Origin of the sequence: Glycomyces albidus (genome assembly GCF_009451885.1) — a bacterium.
In the GTDB taxonomy this organism is placed as follows: Bacteria; Actinomycetota; Actinomycetes; order Mycobacteriales; family Micromonosporaceae; genus Glycomyces; species Glycomyces albidus.
Map to the genome: position 1 here is coordinate 302,425 of NZ_WIAO01000002.1, position 17,993 is coordinate 320,417.

The 17,993-nt window shown below is 71.3% G+C and carries 14 protein-coding genes and 5 tRNA genes; 9 read left to right on the top strand and 10 right to left on the bottom strand.

Translation table 11 applies throughout. The features are described from left to right. Positions 1-60: 60 nt before the first annotated feature. The 6 genes from GFD30_RS27765 to GFD30_RS03150 all read right to left on the bottom strand — a co-directional run bounded on the left by GFD30_RS27765 (position 61) and on the right by GFD30_RS03150 (position 9,834). Positions 61-2,076, bottom strand: a complete 2,016-nt coding sequence (locus tag GFD30_RS27765) for an acyltransferase family protein (RefSeq protein ID WP_322632897.1) — start codon at positions 2,074-2,076, stop codon at positions 61-63. Positions 2,077-2,154: 78 nt separating this feature from the next. Beyond that, positions 2,155-2,688: an HdeD family acid-resistance protein gene (locus GFD30_RS03125; RefSeq protein WP_227995799.1), complete on the bottom strand. Its 534-nt coding sequence runs from the start codon at positions 2,686-2,688 to the stop codon at positions 2,155-2,157. A gap of 299 nt (positions 2,689-2,987) precedes the next feature. Then, positions 2,988-5,105, bottom strand: coding sequence for an MMPL family transporter (locus GFD30_RS03135; protein ID WP_153023726.1), 2,118 nt, complete (start codon positions 5,103-5,105; stop codon positions 2,988-2,990). Positions 5,106-5,627: 522 nt separating this feature from the next. Beyond that, positions 5,628-6,299 carry a response regulator transcription factor gene (locus GFD30_RS03140; RefSeq protein ID WP_322632898.1) on the bottom strand — a complete coding sequence of 224 codons (672 nt, stop codon included), beginning with the start codon at positions 6,297-6,299 and terminating at the stop codon, positions 5,628-5,630. Continuing rightward, complete coding sequence (locus tag GFD30_RS27770; RefSeq protein WP_153023727.1) at positions 6,296-7,435, bottom strand: sensor histidine kinase; 1,140 nt, start codon at positions 7,433-7,435, stop codon at positions 6,296-6,298. The genes GFD30_RS03140 and GFD30_RS27770 overlap by 4 nt, the downstream gene beginning before the upstream one ends. A gap of 65 nt (positions 7,436-7,500) precedes the next feature. After that, positions 7,501-9,834: a Tex family protein gene (locus GFD30_RS03150; protein ID WP_322632899.1), complete on the bottom strand. Its 2,334-nt coding sequence runs from the start codon at positions 9,832-9,834 to the stop codon at positions 7,501-7,503. A 133-nt stretch (positions 9,835-9,967) separates the two neighbouring features. Between GFD30_RS03150 and GFD30_RS03155 the strand changes: the two genes are divergently transcribed. The 4 genes from GFD30_RS03155 (at position 9,968) to GFD30_RS03170 (ending at position 11,096) form a co-directional block, all read left to right on the top strand. Continuing rightward, positions 9,968-10,040 (top strand) — tRNA-Gly (locus GFD30_RS03155). A 24-nt stretch (positions 10,041-10,064) separates the two neighbouring features. Continuing rightward, positions 10,065-10,139: transfer RNA gene (locus GFD30_RS03160), tRNA-Val, on the top strand. A gap of 45 nt (positions 10,140-10,184) precedes the next feature. Beyond that, positions 10,185-10,258: transfer RNA gene (locus tag GFD30_RS03165), tRNA-Cys, on the top strand. Positions 10,259-10,445: 187 nt separating this feature from the next. Then, positions 10,446-11,096 (top strand): UdgX family uracil-DNA binding protein, encoded by a 651-nt coding sequence (locus tag GFD30_RS03170; protein ID WP_153023728.1) that lies wholly within the window; start codon positions 10,446-10,448, stop codon positions 11,094-11,096. A gap of 69 nt (positions 11,097-11,165) precedes the next feature. Here GFD30_RS03170 and GFD30_RS03175 read toward each other — a convergent pair whose 3' ends face one another. Next, the gene (locus GFD30_RS03175; protein ID WP_153023729.1) at positions 11,166-11,639 is read right to left on the bottom strand and encodes an Hsp20/alpha crystallin family protein; all 474 of its coding nucleotides are present in this window, start codon (positions 11,637-11,639) and stop codon (positions 11,166-11,168) included. A 207-nt stretch (positions 11,640-11,846) separates the two neighbouring features. Here GFD30_RS03175 and GFD30_RS03180 point away from each other — a divergent pair, with 207 nt between their 5' ends. Further along, positions 11,847-12,821, top strand: coding sequence for a phosphotransferase family protein (locus GFD30_RS03180; protein WP_153023730.1), 975 nt, complete (start codon positions 11,847-11,849; stop codon positions 12,819-12,821). A 15-nt stretch (positions 12,822-12,836) separates the two neighbouring features. On the opposite strand, the gene GFD30_RS03185 is transcribed toward GFD30_RS03180, so the two are convergent. The 3 genes from GFD30_RS03185 to GFD30_RS03195 form a co-directional block, all read right to left on the bottom strand. After that, a complete protein-coding gene (locus GFD30_RS03185) occupies positions 12,837-13,310 on the bottom strand; it encodes a DUF4188 domain-containing protein (RefSeq protein WP_322632900.1) in 474 nt (157 codons plus the stop codon). Between the two features lie 115 nt (positions 13,311-13,425). Beyond that, complete coding sequence (locus tag GFD30_RS03190) at positions 13,426-15,810, bottom strand: phosphoketolase family protein (RefSeq protein ID WP_153023731.1); 2,385 nt, start codon at positions 15,808-15,810, stop codon at positions 13,426-13,428. Positions 15,811-15,874: 64 nt separating this feature from the next. Next, the gene (locus GFD30_RS03195; RefSeq protein WP_153023732.1) at positions 15,875-16,120 is read right to left on the bottom strand and encodes a hypothetical protein; all 246 of its coding nucleotides are present in this window, start codon (positions 16,118-16,120) and stop codon (positions 15,875-15,877) included. A 100-nt stretch (positions 16,121-16,220) separates the two neighbouring features. Here GFD30_RS03195 and GFD30_RS03200 point away from each other — a divergent pair, with 100 nt between their 5' ends. From GFD30_RS03200 to GFD30_RS03215, 4 genes are all read left to right on the top strand, one after another. Continuing rightward, entirely contained in the window at positions 16,221-16,871 is a 651-nt protein-coding gene (locus GFD30_RS03200) for a GNAT family N-acetyltransferase (protein WP_153023733.1), read from the top strand. A 125-nt stretch (positions 16,872-16,996) separates the two neighbouring features. Then, positions 16,997-17,656: a GNAT family N-acetyltransferase gene (locus tag GFD30_RS03205; RefSeq protein ID WP_153023734.1), complete on the top strand. Its 660-nt coding sequence runs from the start codon at positions 16,997-16,999 to the stop codon at positions 17,654-17,656. Between the two features lie 89 nt (positions 17,657-17,745). Next, positions 17,746-17,818, top strand: a tRNA-Gly gene (locus GFD30_RS03210). A 68-nt stretch (positions 17,819-17,886) separates the two neighbouring features. Further along, positions 17,887-17,984, top strand: a tRNA-Gly gene (locus tag GFD30_RS03215). Positions 17,985-17,993: the final 9 nt, after the last annotated feature.

Below are 17,993 nucleotides of genomic sequence, written 5' to 3' on the forward strand. Positions count from 1 at the left end.
CGGCGGTCCGCACGCCTGCGCCGACGTTGGATCTAAATATCCAAATGTAACGGTCTATTGTCAAGTCCCCGGCCGCTGCCAGCCGGTGGCGTCGAGGACCGTGCGCTCCACGAACGGCGCCAGCGTGGCCGCGTACGTGTCCGTCAGGTGCGAGGTGTCGCGGTAGACCAGGATGTTCCCGATCGCCGCCGGGCACTCGCCGTCGGGGCACACGTACGGCGTGAGGTCCGCGAACGCGACGTTGTCCGGGACGTCCTCGAGGGCCGCGCTCGGGTCGGTCGGGTCGTGGCTCGGTTCGGCCTCGAACACGCAGGCGCCGGCGCCGATGCGCGCCACGCATTCGGGCACCGGGTCGGGGAACCGCGGCAGGTCCCGCAGGGCGAGCACCGGGATCCCCCAGGCGTCGAGTTCGCGCCACCGGTCGACGAAGCCGGGGTAGGCCCGCTCGTCGTCGGTGTGGGCCCGGCCCGAGAGCGTCACGACCAGGTCCGGCCGCTGCTCCTCGAGCTGCCCGAGCGCCCACTCGTTGTACTCGGCGCAGTCGGCGTCGAACTCCCCGCGCACCTCTTCGATCCCCGGCTCGGACGTGAACTGGCAGCTGCTCTTGGACAGCACCAGGAGCCGCCAGCCGTTGCCGAGCGCGGCCTGCTCGAACGCCGGGAAGTAGTGCGCGATGCGCGAGGCCCCGACGAGCGCGACCGTGCGCTGCCCCTCGGCGTCGCCGAAGACGCACAGGCGCCGGGCGCCGTCGCAGTCGTCCTCGCCCTTGTAGACGCGCGGGAGGTCCTGCGCGACGGTCTCCAGCGGCGGCAGGAGCGGCATGTCCTCGGGGAGCGACTCGGCGAGGGCGGGGTCGTCGAGGACGGCCGCACCGGGGTAGGCGTCGCCGTCCTCGAGGGCTTCGGCGATCTCGGCCTCCAGCCGCTCCTGCCGCTCGGCGAGCTGCGCCTGGGCCGCGCCGGCGGTGACGACCACCGGGACGAGGAACGCCGCCGCAACCGCGACCGACCAGCGGCGGGTGCTGGTGCGCCGCGGGGCGGTCCGGTCCTCGACGAACCGCTTCGTCAGGTACGCGGCCGCGAGCGAGAGGCCGAGCACGAGGACGCCGCCGAGGACCGTGGCGGTCGAGCGGCCCGCGATGTACAGGTAGGCGACGAGGATCGGCCAGTGCCACAGGTACAGCGAGTACGAGTGGTCGCCGACGGCGGCGAGCGGCCGCCAGGTGAGCAGCCGGTCGGCGCCCCAGCGGCTCCCGGTGGTGCCCGAGACGATCACGAGCAGCGCCGCCCCGGTGGGCCACAAGGCGATCCATCCGGGGAACATGGTCGAGACCTCCAGGAGCGCGCCGCACGAGAGCAGCGCGGCGAGTCCGGTCCAGCCGAGCACGACCCGGACGCGTTCGGGGAGCTTGAGGAACGGCAGCGCGATGGCGAGCATCCCGCCGAGGGCGAACTCCCACAGCCGCGCCCCGGTGTCGAAGTACGCCCACTGCTGCCGCTCGGCGGTCGCGGCCACCGAGTACGCGAGCGAACCGGCGAAGACGGCGGCGCAGCCGGCGAGCACCGCGGCGCGCGGACTCGCCTTGAGCGCCTTGGCGGCGGCCGCCGCGAGCGCGACGAGCACCAGCCAGGCCAGGTAGAACTGGCCCTGGATCGACAGGGACCAGAAGTGCTGCAGCGGGCTCAGGGGCTTGTCGCGGGCAAGGTAGTCCACAGTGTTGCTCGCGAGCGTCCAGTTCTCGAAGTACAGGGCCGAGGCGACGGTCTCGCAGGCCACGTCGTACTGGCGCGTCCCGGGCAGCAGCAGCCAGCCCATGAGGAGCACGGCGAGCAGGACCACCGCGGCGGCCGGGAAGAGCCGGCGGGCGAGCCGGGCCAGGAACGCGACGGGCTGGACGCGCCCGTCGCGTTCGACGCCGCGAAGCAGCGAACCGGTGATGAGGAAGCCGGTCAGGAACAGGAAGACGTCGACGCCGCCGGACACCCGGCCGAACCAGATGTGGTAGACGGCGACCAGCAGGACCGCGAAGGCGCGCAGTCCCTGGATCTCGGGGCGGTACACATGCGAGGACGGCACGCGAACAATCTACGCAAGTACCGCAAAGCCTGCGTTGTCCCGGTCTGCACTCGCGGTGAACAGGACGTGGCGGCCCGGTCAGATCTCCTGCGAGAGCCGGCGCAGCCGCACGCTCGTGACGACCGTGAGCAGGCCCCAGACCACCGCGAAGAACCCGATGGTCACCACCAGCGCGATCGCGCCCTCCTCGGGGTCGGCGAGCAGCAGGATCCCCAGGATCACCCCGGCGAGTCCGGAGAGGATGAACAGCCAGCGGCCGCCGGGGTCGCCGGCGAGGCCGACCCCGCTCACGATCGAGCCGATGCCGGTCACGATGGCCCAGAACGCGATCACGTACAGCAGCGCGAGCGCCGAGATCCCCGGCCAGACGAGCGCTATGATGCCTGCGACGACGCCGAGCACGCCGACGCCGATGAGGACGGCGCGGCCGGTGTGCCGCCGCATGCCCATGGCGATCGCGGTGGCGCCGTCGACGACCGCGTACGCGCCGAACAGGATCACCATCGCGATGAGCGTGATCCCGGGCCACAGGATCGCCAGCGCCCCGAACAGGATCGTGACGATCCCGCGCGCCAGCACCCAGGCCCAGTTCCTGGCGAGCAGCTCGAGCATTCCGACCACCCCGTTCCACCTGCGGCGACGCCCTACCAGCCACGCTAGTCCCGACCGCCCCGGGCGATGCCGTTTCCACGGAAACCGGGCCGCCGGATCGAGCCGCAACGCCGGACCCGGATGCTCGTCGACCGGATGCGGACCATCGACACCCGTTCCGTGACCGGTGACCTGGTGGACTTCCTCAACCCGGAGGACATGGAGCAGGTCGAGTACGCCGTCGTCCGCTATCTCGGCCTGATGGGCTGAGCGAACGCGGCAGGGCCCCGGCGCCGCGCGCCGGGGCCCTCGGTCTCCTTTCAGACCCGGGCGGGTTCGCGGGCCGGTTCGGGTTCGGGTTCGACCGTGACGTGGGGGAGGACCCGGTCGAGCCACGCCGGCATCCACCAGGCGCCGCGGCCCATGACCTTCATGATCGCGGGGACCAGGAGGACCCGGATGACGAAGGCGTCGATGAAGATCGCCGCGGCCATGCCGACGCCGAACTGCTGGAGCATCCGCGACTCGCTGAAGATGAACGCGCCGAACACGGCGATCATGATCGCGGCCGCGGCGGTGACGACCCCGCCGGTGGATGCGAGGCCCTTGCGGACGGCCTCGGTGGCGTCGCCGGTGCGCACCCACTCCTCGCGCATGCGGGACATGAGGAACACCTCGTAGTCCATCGAGAGCCCGAAGATGATCGCGAACGACATGACGGGCACGAACGCCTCGATCGGCCCCGGCTCGGCGCCGAGGGCGCCGTCCTGGAACATCCAGGTGACCAGGCCCAGGCTCGCGCCGATGGTCAGCAGGTTGAGGATCGCGGCCTTCACGGGGATGAGGATCGAGCGGAACACGACCATGAGCAGGAGCATGGACAGGCCGACGACGAGGATCAGGAACAGCGGGGCCCGCTGCTCGATGATGTCGCTGAAGTCGATCGCCGCGGCGGTCGCGCCGCCGACGAGTTGGTCGCCCGCGGCCTCGTCGAGGACGTCGCCGCGCAGCTGGTGCACCAGGTCCACGGTCGCCTCGTCGCTGGGCCCGCCGGTGCCGATCACGGTCGACATCCACAGGTCGTCGCCGATCGGGAACGCCGGCGTCACGAACTCCACGGTGTCCAGTTCGTCGATCGCCCGGTAGGCGGCGTCCGCCTCGGTCGCGGTCCCGTCGGTGACGACCAGGAGCGGCCCGTTGAAGCCCTTCCCGAAGCCCTCGGAGAGCAGGTCGTACGCCTGGCGGCTCTGGAGCTCCTCGGCCTCGGTGCCCGCGTCGGCGAACCCGAGCCGGACGCCCGTCAGCGGTGCCGACAGGGCGACCAGGCCCACGGTGACGAGGACGATCGCGAGCCACGCCTGCTTCTCGACCAGGCGGGACCACGCGTTCCAGCGCCGCCCCGGCACGCCCTTGGCCTTCGCCGCGTGCTTCCTGACGCGCTTCTCGATCCGCTTGCCGAACAGCGCCAGCAGCGCCGGCAGCAGCGTCACCGACGCGAGCATCGTCACCAGCACCACGAGCGCCACCGCGACGGAGACCGACTGCAGTGCACCGAGACCCAGCGCGTACAACCCGATGAGCGCCACGATGACGACGGACCCGGCGAACAGGACCGACCGGCCCGCGGTGTCGAGCGCGGTCGCCGCCGCGTCCCGGCGGCTCGCGCCGCCGAGCAGCTCGGAGCGGAACCGCGCGAAGATCAGCAGCGCGTAGTCGACGCCCACGCCCAGGCCCACCAGGAACAGGATCGGCGTCAGGTACGTCGGCAGGGTCGTCGCATGGGACACGATCTGCGCCAGGCAGAACGTGGTCCCGACCGCGAACACCGCGGTGATCAGCGGCAGGCTCGCGGCCAGGAACGACCCGAACATGAGCACGAGGATCACCAGCGCCGCGAGGATGCCGATGCCCTCGGCGGCCCCGCCGCCGCCCTCCTCGGCCTCGCGGACCGGGTCGCCGCCGAGCGCGACCTCGAGGCCGTCCCCGGAGGCGTCCTCGGCGACCGGCAGCAGCGCCGCGGCCTGCTCGGTGGTCCCGTCGAACGCGGCGGTCGCGTACCCGACGGTCCCGTCCGCGCTGATCGCGCCGGGCTCGGTGAACGGGTCGGTGACGTCGCCGACGCCGGGCATGGCGGCGATCTCGTCGAGCAGCGCCGCGACGCGGTCCTGCTCGGCCGCGACCGAGTCGGCCGCGAAGACCACCTGCACCGAGACCTGGTCGGCCTCGGGGGCGCGGTCGGCGAGGAGGTCGGACAGCTCCTGGGACTCGGTCCCGGGCATCGAGTAGTCGTCCTCGAACGCGGAGCCGATCGCCGCGGCGGCGCCGATCGAGCCGGCGAACACGAGGACCCACAGGAGGAGCGCGATCAGCGGGCGCCGCTGGGTCCGGTCGGACAGGCGGGCCATCGCCGAACGTCGTGAGGCAAGGTCTGGTTCCATGCCGCGACTCTCCCGGCGGGCCGCCCCGCCCCGCATCGGCCGCGCAGCGGCAATCGCGCTACACCCGCAGGATCACGACCGGCCCGGACCGTACCTCCCCGGTAGCATCACGGCCCGCCGGTCCGCGCGGGGTGCACCGACCAGACCCCGGACGCGGTCGCCACCGGCGCACCCGGGCGTTCCGCCGAGCGAGCCGAGACGCAACGCCCGTCCCGTCGGCGGCGGCCCCGGCCGCATATGCGACATCAATCCACAGAGGGCGGACCTGGTCTCGTACGCGGTCGCCACCGACTTCTCGGCGCGGCGGGCGGCTTCGGGGATGGCGGCCATGAGGGCGCCGACGTCGGCTTTCGTGGCGGGCCGGCCGAGCGCGAACCGCAGGAAGGAACGGACGTCGTCGGGGTCGGCGCCCATGGCGAGCAGCACGCGGGCGGGCTGGGCGATCCCGGCCGATTCCCGTCCGGGTGCGCGGCCGGCGAATCGAAGCCGACCGCCCGCCTCCTCAGCGGCCGTCTCGCGGCATCATTCGCCTTCGGTCCACGTCGGACGGACCAGCCCGGCCTCGTACGCGGTCACCACGAGCTGCGCCCGGTCCCGCGCCGACAGCTTCGACATGATGCGGCTGACGTGCGTCTTCGCCGTCGCCGGCGACAGGAACAGCGTCTTGGCGATCTCGTCGTTGCTCATGCCCGTCGCCACGAGCTTGAGGACCTCGGTCTCCCGCTCGGTCAGCGCGCCCAGCTTCGAGCTCGGCTCGGGCCGCGCGACCCGCCCCGCGAACTCGGCGATGAGCCGCCGCGTCACCTTCGGCGAGATGAGCGCCTCGCCCGCCGCGACCACGCGGATCGCGTGCAGCAGCTCGTCCGGGTCGGTGTCCTTCACGAGGAACCCGCTCGCGCCGGCCCGCAGCGCCCGGTACACGTAGTCGTCCTCGTCGAACGTCGTCAGGATGACGACCTTGACGCCGTCGAGCTTCGGGTCCCGCCCGATCCGCTCGGTCGCCTCCAGGCCGTCCATGCGCGGCATCCGGATGTCCATGAGCACCACGTCGGGCCGCTTGCTGCGCACCAGCTCCAGCGCCTCCGAGCCGTCGCTCGCCTCGGCGACCAGCTCGATGTCCTCCTCGTCGCCGAGGATCGACGCGAACCCGGCCCGCACCAGCCGCTGGTCGTCGACGAGCATCACCCGGATCACTTCGCTACCTCCAACGGCCACGTGGCCTCGACGATGAAGCCGCCGTCCTCGCGCGGCCCCGCGTCGAAGGTACCGCCGAGCCCTTCGGCCCGCTCGCGCATCCCCGTCAGACCGTTCCCGGCCGCCTTCTGGCCCTTGGCATCCCCAACGCCGTCGTCGGCGACCGCGACCGCCAGCGTCGACGTCCCCGTCACCACCCTGACCTGCACCCGGGACGCCCGCGCGTGCCGCATCACGTTCGTCAGCGACTCCTGCACCACCCGGTACGCGGCCGCGTCCACGGCCGCCGGCAGCTCCGCGCTCCCGTCGACGCGCAGCTCCACGTCGAGCCCCGACGCCCGCGCCGCGTCCACGAGGGACGGCAGGTCGTCCAGGCCCGGCCCCGGCCCGGTCGGCGAGTCCTCACCGGCCTCCCGCAGCACCCCGACCATCGCCCGCAGCTCCCGCAGCGAGAGCTGCGTGGTCTCCGCGACGATCGCCAGCACGTCCTCGGTCCGGTAACCGGGGTCCTTGCGGAGCTTGCGCAGCGCGGCCGCCGTCTGCACGTTGATGAGCGACAGGTGGTGCCCGACCGCGTCGTGCAGCTCCCGCGCGATCCGGATCCGCTCCTCGGCGACGCTGCGCCGCCGCGCCTCGTCCAACGCGATCAGCGTCTCGGCCCGGTAGCGCCGGTAGTGCGCCACCACGGCCCCGATCGCCGGGACCGCGACGATCCACCCGCCGAGCATGAGCGTCTCGCTCACGGTCATGTGCGCGAAGTTCGAGACGACCTCGGAGACCACGACGATCACGAACGTGGCCGCCGCGATCACCGACGCCGCGACCAGCCGCCCCAGCGACGCGAGCGTGTACAGCGCGATCACGAACGCCGACAGCATCGGCCCGTCCGTCGACGACGACGGGTAGTACACGATCGTGGCCGCCCACGTGGCCACCGTGACCGCGAGCGGGTACGCCGAGCGGAAGAACAGCACCACGACCGACACCGACATCGCGATCCAGCCGAGGTTCTCGCTGAGCCCCTGCACGTCGATGCTCTTGAGCTCCCACTGCACCAGCGACCAGGCGATGACGACCACCGCGTTGACCGACCCCACGACGAGGTCGATCGGCCGGAACAGGGAACCGAACGTCACGCCGCCAAGCCTAGGACGGCCGAGGGCGGCCCCGGGAGCGCCCGGGTCCCGGGCGCTCCCGCCGGTCACTTCGCGAGCCCCGCGCGGCGCAGCGCCTCGGCCATGGCGCTCTCCGGCGCGGCCTGCCGTCCGCCGCGCTGGCTCGGCTGCTGCCGTCCGCCGCCCTTGCCGCCCTTCGGGTTCGGGCCCTGGCGGCGCTGTCCCCGGCCTTGGCCCCCGCCGGTCTCGGGCTCGTCGTCGAGGCGCATCGTCAGCGAGATCCGCTGCCGGGCGAGGTCCACGGAGAGGACCTTGACCTTGACGACGTCGCCGGGCTTGACGATCTCGCGCGGGTCGGCGACGTACCGGTTGGCGAGCGCGGAGATGTGCACGAGGCCGTCCTGGTGGACGCCGATGTCGACGAACGCGCCGAACGCGGCGACGTTCGTGACGGCGCCTTCCAGGAGCATCCCGGGCTTGAGATCAGCGACCTTCTCGACGCCCTCCTTGAACGCGGCGGCCTTGAACTCGGGCCGCGGGTCGCGGCCGGGCTTTTCGAGCTCGGCGAGGATGTCGGTGACGGTGGGGACGCCGAAGCGGTCGTCGGCGAAGTCGCCGGGCTTGAGCTTGCGGAGGGTCTTCGCGTCGCCGACGATCCCGTTGACGGTGGCGCCGGTGGCGGCGAGGATCCGCTCGACCACCGGGTACGCCTCGGGGTGGACCGCGGAGGCGTCGAGCGGGTTCTCGCCGCCCGGCACCCGGAGGAACCCGGCGGCCTGCTCGAACGCCTTGGGGCCGAGCCGGGGCACGCTCAGGAGCGCCTTGCGGTCGGGGAAGCGCCCGTGCTCGTCGCGGTAGGCGACGATGTTCGCGGCGACGCTCTCGCTCAGGCCGGACACGTGGGACAGGAGCGGCACGGAGGCGGTGTTCAGGTCGACGCCGACGGCGTTCACGGCGTCCTCGACGACCGCTTCGAGCGACCGTGTGAGCTTGGACTCGGTGAGGTCGTGCTGATATTGGCCGACGCCGATGTGCTTGGGCTCGATCTTGACGAGTTCGGCGAGCGGGTCCTGGAGGCGGCGGGCGATCGAGACGGCGCCGCGCAGCGACACGTCCATGCCCGGGAGCTCCTTGGTGGCGTATGCGGACGCCGAGTAGATCGAGGCGCCGGCCTCGGAGACGACGATCTTGGCGATGTCGGCCGTGCCGGCGAACGCCTTGACGAGCTCGGTCGCGAGCCGGTCGGTCTCGCGGGAGGCGGTGCCGTTGCCGATGGCGATGAGCTGCACGCCGTGCTTCTTCACCAGGGCGCCGAGGACGGCGAGGGCGTCGTCCCAGCGGTTCTGCGGCTGGTGCGGGTAGATCGCGGTGGTGTCGAGGACCTTCCCGGTGGGGTCGACGACGGCCACTTTGACGCCGGTGCGGTAGCCCGGGTCGAGGCCCATGACGGCCTTCGGCCCGGCGGGGGCGGCGAGCAGTAGGTCCTTGAGGTTCGCGGCGAAGACGCGGACGGCCTCGTCCTCGGCCTGCTGCCAGAGCCGCATCCGCAGGTCCACGCCGAGCTTGACGAGGATCCGGGTGCGCCAGGCCCACGAGACGGTCTTCGCGAGCCACGCGTCGGCGGGCCTGCCCTCGTCCCGGATGCCGAACTTCGCGGCGATCACGGCCTCGCAGTCGGCGCCGTCGGTCTCGGCCTCGCCCGGCTCCAAAGACAGCGAGAGGACCTCTTCCTTCTCGCCGCGGAACAGCGCGAGCACCCGGTGCGAGGGGAGCGTGGTGAACGTCTCTGCGAAGTCGAAGTAGTCGGAGAACTTCGCGCCCTTCTCCTCGGCGCCGTCGCGGACCTTGGAGACGACCCGGCCCTTGCGCCACATGCGCTCGCGCAGGTCGCCGATGAGGTCCGCGTCCTCGGAGAACCGCTCGGTGAGGATCGCGCGCGCCCCGGCGAGCGCGGCGGCGGCGTCGGCCACCTCCTTGTCCGGTGCGACGAACGCCGCGGCGGCGGTCTCCGGGTCCTGTGAGGGATCACTCAGCAGCAGGTCGGCGAGCGGCTCCAGGCCGGCCTCGCGGGCGATCTGGGCCTTGGTGCGGCGCTTGACCTTGAACGGCGCGTAGAGGTCCTCGAGCCGGGCCTTCGTGTCGGCCGCGTCGATCTGCGCGGTGAGCTCCGGGGTGAGTTTGCCCTGCTCGGCGATCGATTCGAGCACCGCCTTGCGACGTGCCTCCAGCTCCCGCAGGTACCCGAGGCGCTCTTCGAGCGCGCGGAGCTGCTCGTCGGAGAGGCCCCCGGTGGCCTCCTTGCGGTACCGGGCGATGAACGGGACGGTGGAGCCGTCGTCGAGGAGCGCGACGGCCGAGCGGACTTGGTGGGCGCCGACCGAGAGTTCTTCGGCGATGCGTTGATCGATAGCTTGAGCCACGGAAGGATTCTGCCAGAGCGCTGCGACAACACGGGCCGAAGCCGGAAGCCCCACCCCCCGGTGGACGCTTCGCCGGGCGTTGGGTAAAGTTCTATCCCGTCGCCGGGGGAACGGAAGAACTCCTGGAAGACATGCGGACGTAGCGCAGTTGGTAGCGCGACACCTTGCCAAGGTGTAGGTCGCCGGTTCGATCCCGGTCGTCCGCTCGGAGCTCGAAAGAGCGCTATCCCGGACGATTAGCTCAGCGGGAGAGCACTCCCCTGACACGGGAGAGGTCACTGGTTCAATCCCAGTATCGTCCACCAGAGCGGGAGCCCAGGCTCACAAGGCCTGGGCTTTTCTCACCTCATGGTGGGTTGGCCGAGTGGTTAGGCAGCGGCCTGCAAAGCCGTCCACACGGGTTCGACTCCCGTACCCACCTCCACCGAAGAATCGACGGATCAGAGCCCGGGAGACCGGGCTCTGTCCCGTTTCCGGCCGTGCCGCCCGGCCTCCACTCCAGAGCCTCGTTCGCGCGGCCGCCCTCGATGCGCACCGGCGCCGCCCGAGCAGGCGCGGTGTTCGCGGGCGCGATCCGCGGGTACTCCCGGCCCGGGTTCGAGGGAGGCGACATGGCACGACGGCAGCCGGGCGCGCAGGAGTGGGTGCCGGACGGCGCCGGCATCGCGGAGCTGCGGCGGGCAGCCCGGTCCTGCGAAGGCTGCGACCTGTACCGCGACGCGACGCAGACGGTGTTCGGCGAAGGCCCCGAGGACGCCCGGCTCTTCCTGGTCGGCGAGCAGCCGGGCGACATGGAGGACCGGGAGGGCGAGCCGTTCGTGGGTCCGGCCGGGCGGCTGCTCGACGAGGCGCTCGAGGAGGCCGGCATCGACCGCTCCGGCGTCTACGTCACCAACGCCGTCAAGCACTTCAAGTTCACCGAGTCGGAGCGCAGCAGCCGCCGCCTCCACAAGAAGCCGGGCCGGACCGAGGTGGTCGCCTGCCATCCGTGGCTGCGCGCCGAACTGGCCGCGGTCCGGCCGGCGCTCGTGGTCGCGCTCGGTGCGACCGCGGCGCAGGCCCTGATGGGTCCGCGGTTCCGGGTCAGCACCCAGCGGGGTGAGCGCTTCGAGCTGACGCTCGACGGATCCGAGGAGGCGTGCGGCTTCCTGGCCACCGTCCACCCGTCCTCGATCATCCGCCTCCAGGGCGAGGACCGCGCGAAGGCGTTGGCGCAGTTCATCGCCGACCTCCGCACGGCCGCCGCGGCCGTCGACCGCTGAGGACGCGCGAACGGCCCCGGGGGTCCCGGGGCCGTTCTGTGCGCGTCGTCGTGTTGCTGTGCTGTCCTGTTACTCCGCGTCCTCGGCGGTCGCCTCAGCCTCGATCTCGACCGGGGCGCCCGTGACGGGGATCCGCTGCGCGGTCGGGGCGGGCTTGACCGCTCCGGCGACGCGGACCGTCAGGATGCCGTCGGCGACCTGGGCGCTGAGCTGCTCGGCGGTGACGCCGTCCGGGAGCGTGAACTCGCGGCGGAACGTACCGGCCGAGAGGCCGCGGACGAGGTAGCGGTCGCCTTCGGCGGTCTCGCGGGCCTTGCGCTCCGCGCTGATCGACAGGCGGCGGCCTTCGAGCTCGACGGTGACGTCCTCGGCGCTGACGCCCGGGACGGCGGCGCGGACGACCAGGTCCTCGCCCTCGGTGTAGACGTCTGCCCGGAGGGTGTACTGCACGGCGCCGCGGCCGAAGCCGAGGCGGACGAGCCGCTCGAACTCGCGGTCGAACTGCCGGAACGCCGCGTAAGGGTGCTGGTAGCGAACGATCATGGTGTGGTCTCCTTACCCTCTCGGTTAGCACTCTCGGGTGTCGAGTGCTAACGACCTTACAGACGCCGGCGCCCCGCCGAATATTTCAGCAGTGACGGGCGTCACGGGACGGCCGCGGGCGGGCGGCCGCGCGGGCGGCGATCACCGCTGGTGCTCTGACCGGAAACACGATTGCCGCCGCGTGCGCGGGGCCGTCAGAATGTCGCCATGGAGATCGCGATCCGCCCCCGCCTCGACCGCGCCGACGCGGAGGCCCTCGTCCGGGATGCGCTCGGCGCCGACCTGGAGTTCACCGGCCACGAGGAGTTCAAGGACGGGTTCTTCAACGCCGCCCACGCGCTCGAACTCGCCGACGGCCGGCACGTGGTCGTCAAGGTCGCCCCCGACAAGTCCCACAAGCTGCTGCGGTACGAGGTGGACCTCATGGCCACCGAGATCGAGTGCTTCGAGCGGGGCCTGGCCGCGGGCGTGCCGATGCCGCGGCTGTGGCACGCCGACCCCGAGGGCGGGGTCATGATCATCGACCGCCTCGAGGGCGTTCCGCTGCCGAAGGTCCGCGACACGATCCCCGCAGCCGAGCTCCTGGTGCTCCGCAAGGAGATCGGTGCGGCCGCCGCCGGATTCGCGACCGTCACCGGCGAGCGCTTCGGCTACCCGCGCAAGAGCGGGCGCACCATGGCCGACACGTGGTCGGCGTCGTTCCAGGCGATGGTGGACGACGTCCTCGACGACATCGAGGAGCAGGGTGTCGCCCTGCCGCGCCCGATCGCGGCCGTCAGGGCGCTGGTCCGGGCCGAGCACGCCCTCCTCGACGAGGTGACCCGGCCCGCGCTGGTCCACTTCGACCTGTGGGACGGCAACATCTTCGTGAAGCGCGACGGGGACGGCTGGGCCTTCGAGGCGTTCATCGACGGCGAGCGGGCGTTCTACGGCGACCCGATCGCCGAGCTCGTGTCGCTCCAGATGGTCCCGGAGGAGGAGTTCCCGGCGGCCGTCGACGGGTTCCTCGGCCGTCCCATGACCGCCGCGGAGGAGCGGCGGCTCGCGCTCTACCGGTCCTACATCATGCTCATCCTGATCGCCGAGTGCCGGGTGCGCGGGTTCGACGCCGAGCAGGAGGCGAACCAGCGCAAGTGGGCGACCGAGACGCTCGAACGGGACTTCACGGCCTTCGGCATCTGAGGGCCCGGACGGGCCCTAGGCGTGCTCGTGGTCGTGGTCGTCCGGGTCGGTGCGCGCCGCTTCCTTCTCCTTGGTGGCGCGTGCCAGCCCGTACGGCGGCATGTTGATGTACGAGGTCTCGTACGCCCCCTTCGGCACCTGATACAGCTCGTGCCACAGGCCGACGTCGCCGTTGCTCTTCACGTTGCGGTTGAACCACTTCCAGAACCCGCGGTGGGCGTGGGCCTGGGAGTGGGCGTACCGCTCGAGGTGGTCCTCGCTGCGCCAGTACTGGACCGCCATGATCACGCGGCCGCTGACGGCGAACCGGGAGTCGAGCAGGCCCAGTTCCGGGTCGGCTTCGAGCTCGCGCAGCATCTTCGGCAGCGAGCCGAGCACCGGCAGCCACTTGTTGACCTTCCACAGCCGGTTGATCCGGAGGCCGACCGTGAAGACCACGAGGTCCTCGCCGTAATCGACCACGACGCGTCCGGGCCTGATCTTCGCCACGTGAGGACCTCCAAGGGGTGAGCGGGAATGCCTCCCCTAACAGGTTAACGAAGCGTAGGCGTACCGCGTCAAGCGGTCGCGACGGCGTCTCCCACCGCTTGCGTTGCGGCGCAAGCTAACCCGGCCAGCTCCAGTTCGCGACCTCTGGGATGTCCTCGCCGTGCGCCCGCGTGTACTCGCGGGCGGCGCTGCGGGCGTCGGCCATCCGCTGCCGCAGGCCGGCCGCGTCGGCGCCCAGGCCGGGGACCCGGTCGACGACGTCCATGACGAGCTTGTACCGGTCGAGGTCGTTGAGCATGACCATGTCGAACGGCGTGGTCGTGGTGCCCTCCTCCTTGTATCCGCGCACGTGGATGTTCTCGTGGTTGGTGCGCCGGTAGGTGAGCCGGTGGATGAGCATCGGGTAGCCGTGGAAGGCGAACAGGACCTGCCTGTCCTTGGTGAACACGGTGTCGAACTGGCGGTCGCTCAGGCCGTGCGGGTGCTCGGTGTCGGGCTGGAGCCGCATCAGGTCCACCACGTTCACGACCCGGACCTTCAACGCCGGCAAGTGCTTTCGCAGCAGGTCGGCCGCGGCCAGGACCTCCAGTGTGGGCACGTCACCGGCGCACGCGAGCACGACGTCCGGCTCCTGCCCGTCGTCCGTGGAGGCCCAGTCCCAGATGCCCAGGCCCCGTTCGCAGTGGCGCACCGCCTCGTCCATGCTCGTGTACTGAAGCGCCGGCTGCTTCCCGGCGACCACGACGTTCACGTACTGGCGGCTCCGCAGACAGTGGTCCATCGTGGACAACAGCGTGTTGGCGTCCGGCGGCAGGTACACCCGCACGATGTCCGCCTTCTTGTTCATCACATGGTCGATGAACCCCGGGTCCTGGTGCGAGAAGCCGTTGTGGTCCTGGCGCCACACATGGCTCGACAGCAGGTAGTTCAGCGACGCGATCGGCCGCCGCCACGGGATGTCGCCCGAGGAGTCGAGCCACTTCGCATGCTGGTTGAACATCGCGTCCACGATGTGGATGAACGCCTCGTAACTCGTGAACAGCCCGTGCCGGCCCGTCAGCAGGTACCCCTCGAGCCAGCCCTCGCACAAGTGCTCCGACAGGACCTCCATGACCCGCCCGTGCGGCGCCTGGTGCTCGTCGGTCGGCAGCAGCTCCGCCTGCCACTGCCGGTCGGTCGTCTCGAAGACCGCGCCGAGCCGGTTCGACTCGACCTCGTCGGGCCCGAACAGCCGAAACCGGTCCGGGTTCGCGGCCATGACGTCCCGCAGCCACGCCCCGAGCGTCCGCGTCGCCTCGGCGACCGTGGCGCCGTGACCCTCGATCGCGACCCCGTACTCGCGGTAGTCCGGCAGCACCAGGTCCCGCAGCAGCAGCCCGCCGTTCGCGTGCGGGTTCGCGCTCATCCGCGCCTCGCCCTCCGGCGGCAGCTCCAGCAGCTCCGGCACCGGCGACCCCGTCGCGTCGAACAGCTCCTCGGGACGGTACGAGCGCATCCACTCCTCAAGCATCGCAAGGTGGTCCGGATCGGACCGGACCGACGACAGCGGTACCTGGTGCGCCCGCCACGTTCCCTCCACCGGCACACCGTCCACTTCGACCGGACCGGTCCAGCCCTTCGGCGTCCGCAGGACCACCATCGGCCACCGCGGACGCACCGGACGACCGTTCGCCCTGGCGCGCGCGTCGGCCCGGATCTCCGCGATCCGGTCGAAGCACCGGTCCAGCGCCGCCGCGAGCCGCTGATGCACGTCCGCCGGATCGTCCCCGTCCACCAGGATCGGCTCGTACCCCGCCCCGCGCAGGAAGCTCGTCCGGTCCTCGTCCGAGATCCGCGCGAACACCGTCTGGTTCGCGATCTTGTACCCGTTCAAATGCAGGATCGGCAGGACCGTGCCGTCCGAGACCGGGTTCAGGAACACGTTCGAGAACCACGAGCCCGCCAGCGGACCGGTCTCCGCCTCACCGTCGCCCACCACGCATGCCACCGTCAGCCCCGGGTTGTCGAACGCCGCCCCGTACGCGTGCGACAGCGCGTACCCCAGCTCCCCGCCCTCGTGGATCGACCCCGGCACCTCCGGCGCGACATGCGACGGGATGCCGCCGGGGAACGAGAACTGCCGGAACAGCCGCCGCATGCCCTCCTCGGAATGGTTCACCGACGGATGCAGCTCCGGGTACGTCCCCTCCAGCCACGTGTTCGCGACCATCGCCGGACCGCCGTGCCCCGGACCGCACACATAGATCATGTCGAGCCCGCGGGACTTGATGCAGCGGTTCAGATGCGCGTAGATCAGACTCAGCCCCGGACTGGTGCCCCAGTGGCCCAGCAGCCGCGGCTTGACGTGCTCGGCGCGCAGCGGCTCCCGCAGCAGCGGATTGTCGAGCAGGTAGATCTGCCCCACGGTCAAGTAGTTCGCGGCCCGCCAGTAGGCGTCGATGCGCGCGAGCTCCTCGTCGGAGAGCGGGGCCGTGGAGTGTTCGGTCTTCGCGGTGTCCATGCGTCAGAGCGTGCCCCATCACGCGCAGATTGACCGCGATTCGGGAGAATTCTTCGCGCCGTGGTCAGTCGCCCTCTTTGAGCAGCCGCTCCACCGACGCCAACCGCGTCTTGATCTCGATCAGCGACGCCTGGATCTCCGTCGCGTCCGCACTCGCCTTCTCCGCCAGCTCCCGGTAGTGCGCCTCCCGCGACGCCGACGCACGGGCCTTCGAAGCCGAAGCGGCATAAGCGATTCCGGTGATGATGATCGCCGTCACCAGCAAGAACATCCCGAAGACGAACAGCATCCCCGACTGGCCCATGTTCATGCCGCAGCCTCCCTCTCCACCGAACGCATCACCGGAAGTCTAGGCGCCGCACCCCGATAAACCCTTTGCCGTCCCGACCCGCCCCCGCCAGAATCGGACCATGCTCGCCGACCACCTGCCGATCCTGCGCCTCCGCCTGCGCACCGACCGCCTCGAACTGCGGCTCCCCTCGACCTTCGACGAGGTCGCCGACCTCGCCGACACCGCCGCCGCAGGCGTCCACGACCCGGACTTCATGCCCTTCTCCATCCCCTGGACCGAAGGCGGCCCCGAAGCCACCGCCCGCAGCGTCGCCATCTGGTACCACCGCGCCATCGGCCGCTGGGACGCCCAGGACTGGAGCTTCCCGTTCGTCGTCTTCCACGAGGGCCGGGCCATCGGCGTCCAGGGCCTCCACGCCAAGTGGTTCGCGGTCACCCGCGAAGTCGGCTCCGGCTCCTGGATCGGCCAGGCGCACCAAGGCAAGGGCATCGGCACCGAGATGCGCGCCGCCGTCCTCCACCTCGCCTTCGCCGAACTCGGCGCCGAGTACGCCACCAGCGGCTCCTTCGTCGGCAACCACGCCTCGGCCGCGATCTCCCGCCGCCTCGGCTACCGCCCCGACGGCATCAAGCACGCCGTCGTCCAAGACGAACGCCGCGCGGAGGAGCGCTGGCGCCTCACCCGCGACGACTGGGAGGCCCACCGACGGCACGACGTCACCGTCGACGGCCTCGACCCCGACGTCCTGGAGATGCTCGGACTCGACTGACCCTCCCGCGGAGCCGCCCGGGCCGACCGCTGCATCGGGGCCGACATCCGAGGCCGACCGGTCCCGGCCCGCCGGGCTCGACCGATCGACCACGGTTGTCGGGCCCGACCGGCACAATCGGGGCCATGCTCGCCGACTACCTCCCGGCCTACCGGATCCGACTGCGCACCGAGCGCCTCGAACTGCGCCTGCCCGACCTCGACGACCTCGCCGCGCTCGCCGAGCAGGCCGCCTCCGGCGTCCACGGCCCCGACTTCCAGCCGTTCAAGAACGCCTGGACCGAGGAGGAACCCCTCGCCCGCGGCCGCACCGCGATCCTCTGGAACCTGCGGCTGCTCTCCTCGATCACACCCGAGTTGTGGTGCCTGCCGTTCGTCGCCGTCCACGAGGGCCGCGTCATCGGCAAGCAGGACCTCGCCGGCAAGCAGTACGCGATCACCCGCGAAGCCACCACCTCCTCTTGGCTCGGCCAAGCCCACCACGGGCATGGCCTCGGCACCGAGATGCGCGCCGCGGTGCTCGCGTTCCTCTTCGAGGGCCTCGGCGCCGACTACGCCCTGAGCGACTGCCTCGAAGGCAACGGCCCCTCCATCGGCGTCTCCCGCAAACTCGGTTACCGGCCCGACGGCGTCGAACTCCAGATCTACAAAGGAAAACGCGTCACCAGCCTGCGCTGGCGCCTCGCGCGCGAGGACTGGGAGGCGCACCGCACGCACGAGGTCGCGATCGAAGGACTCGACGCCGACGCCCGCGCGATGCTCGGCCTCGGCGCCTCGCAGGCGTGATCTGAGCCCCAATCGGGCCGTAGGTCCTGTGAAGTCCGGTTGAACGATGCGCTAAGGTATTGTTCGTTCGCAGGGCAGACCTGCGAAATGCGGACGTAGCGCAGTTGGTAGCGCGACACCTTGCCAAGGTGTAGGTCGCCGGTTCGATCCCGGTCGTCCGCTCAGCTCGTGAAGGCCCGGCCAGTCGGCCGGGCCCTTTCGTTGTCCTGGGGTCTTGGGGCGGGCTCGGGGCGGACGTAGCGCAGTTGGCTGTGCCGTTGGCAGCGCTTCGCGCTGGTGCGACACCTTGCCAAGGTGTAGGTCGCCGGTTCGATCCCGGTCGTCCGCTCAGTTTGCA

What these genes read in the sequence shown, in the direction of transcription:
- GFD30_RS03175 (WP_153023729.1), bottom strand. Translation starts at nt 11,639, where the DNA reads ATGATCGTTCGCTACCAGCACCCTTACGCGGCGTTCCGGCAGTTCGAC.
- GFD30_RS03190 (WP_153023731.1), bottom strand. Translation starts at nt 15,810, where the DNA reads ATGGACACCGCGAAGACCGAACACTCCACGGCCCCGCTCTCCGACGAG.
- GFD30_RS03195 (WP_153023732.1), bottom strand. Translation starts at nt 16,120, where the DNA reads ATGAACATGGGCCAGTCGGGGATGCTGTTCGTCTTCGGGATGTTCTTG.
- GFD30_RS03170 (WP_153023728.1), top strand. Translation starts at nt 10,446, where the DNA reads ATGGCACGACGGCAGCCGGGCGCGCAGGAGTGGGTGCCGGACGGCGCC.
- GFD30_RS03205 (WP_153023734.1), top strand. Translation starts at nt 16,997, where the DNA reads ATGCTCGCCGACTACCTCCCGGCCTACCGGATCCGACTGCGCACCGAG.
- GFD30_RS03135 (WP_153023726.1), bottom strand. Translation starts at nt 5,105, where the DNA reads ATGGAACCAGACCTTGCCTCACGACGTTCGGCGATGGCCCGCCTGTCC.
- GFD30_RS03200 (WP_153023733.1), top strand. Translation starts at nt 16,221, where the DNA reads ATGCTCGCCGACCACCTGCCGATCCTGCGCCTCCGCCTGCGCACCGAC.
- GFD30_RS03125 (WP_227995799.1), bottom strand. Translation starts at nt 2,688, where the DNA reads ATGCTCGAGCTGCTCGCCAGGAACTGGGCCTGGGTGCTGGCGCGCGGG.
- GFD30_RS03180 (WP_153023730.1), top strand. Translation starts at nt 11,847, where the DNA reads ATGGAGATCGCGATCCGCCCCCGCCTCGACCGCGCCGACGCGGAGGCC.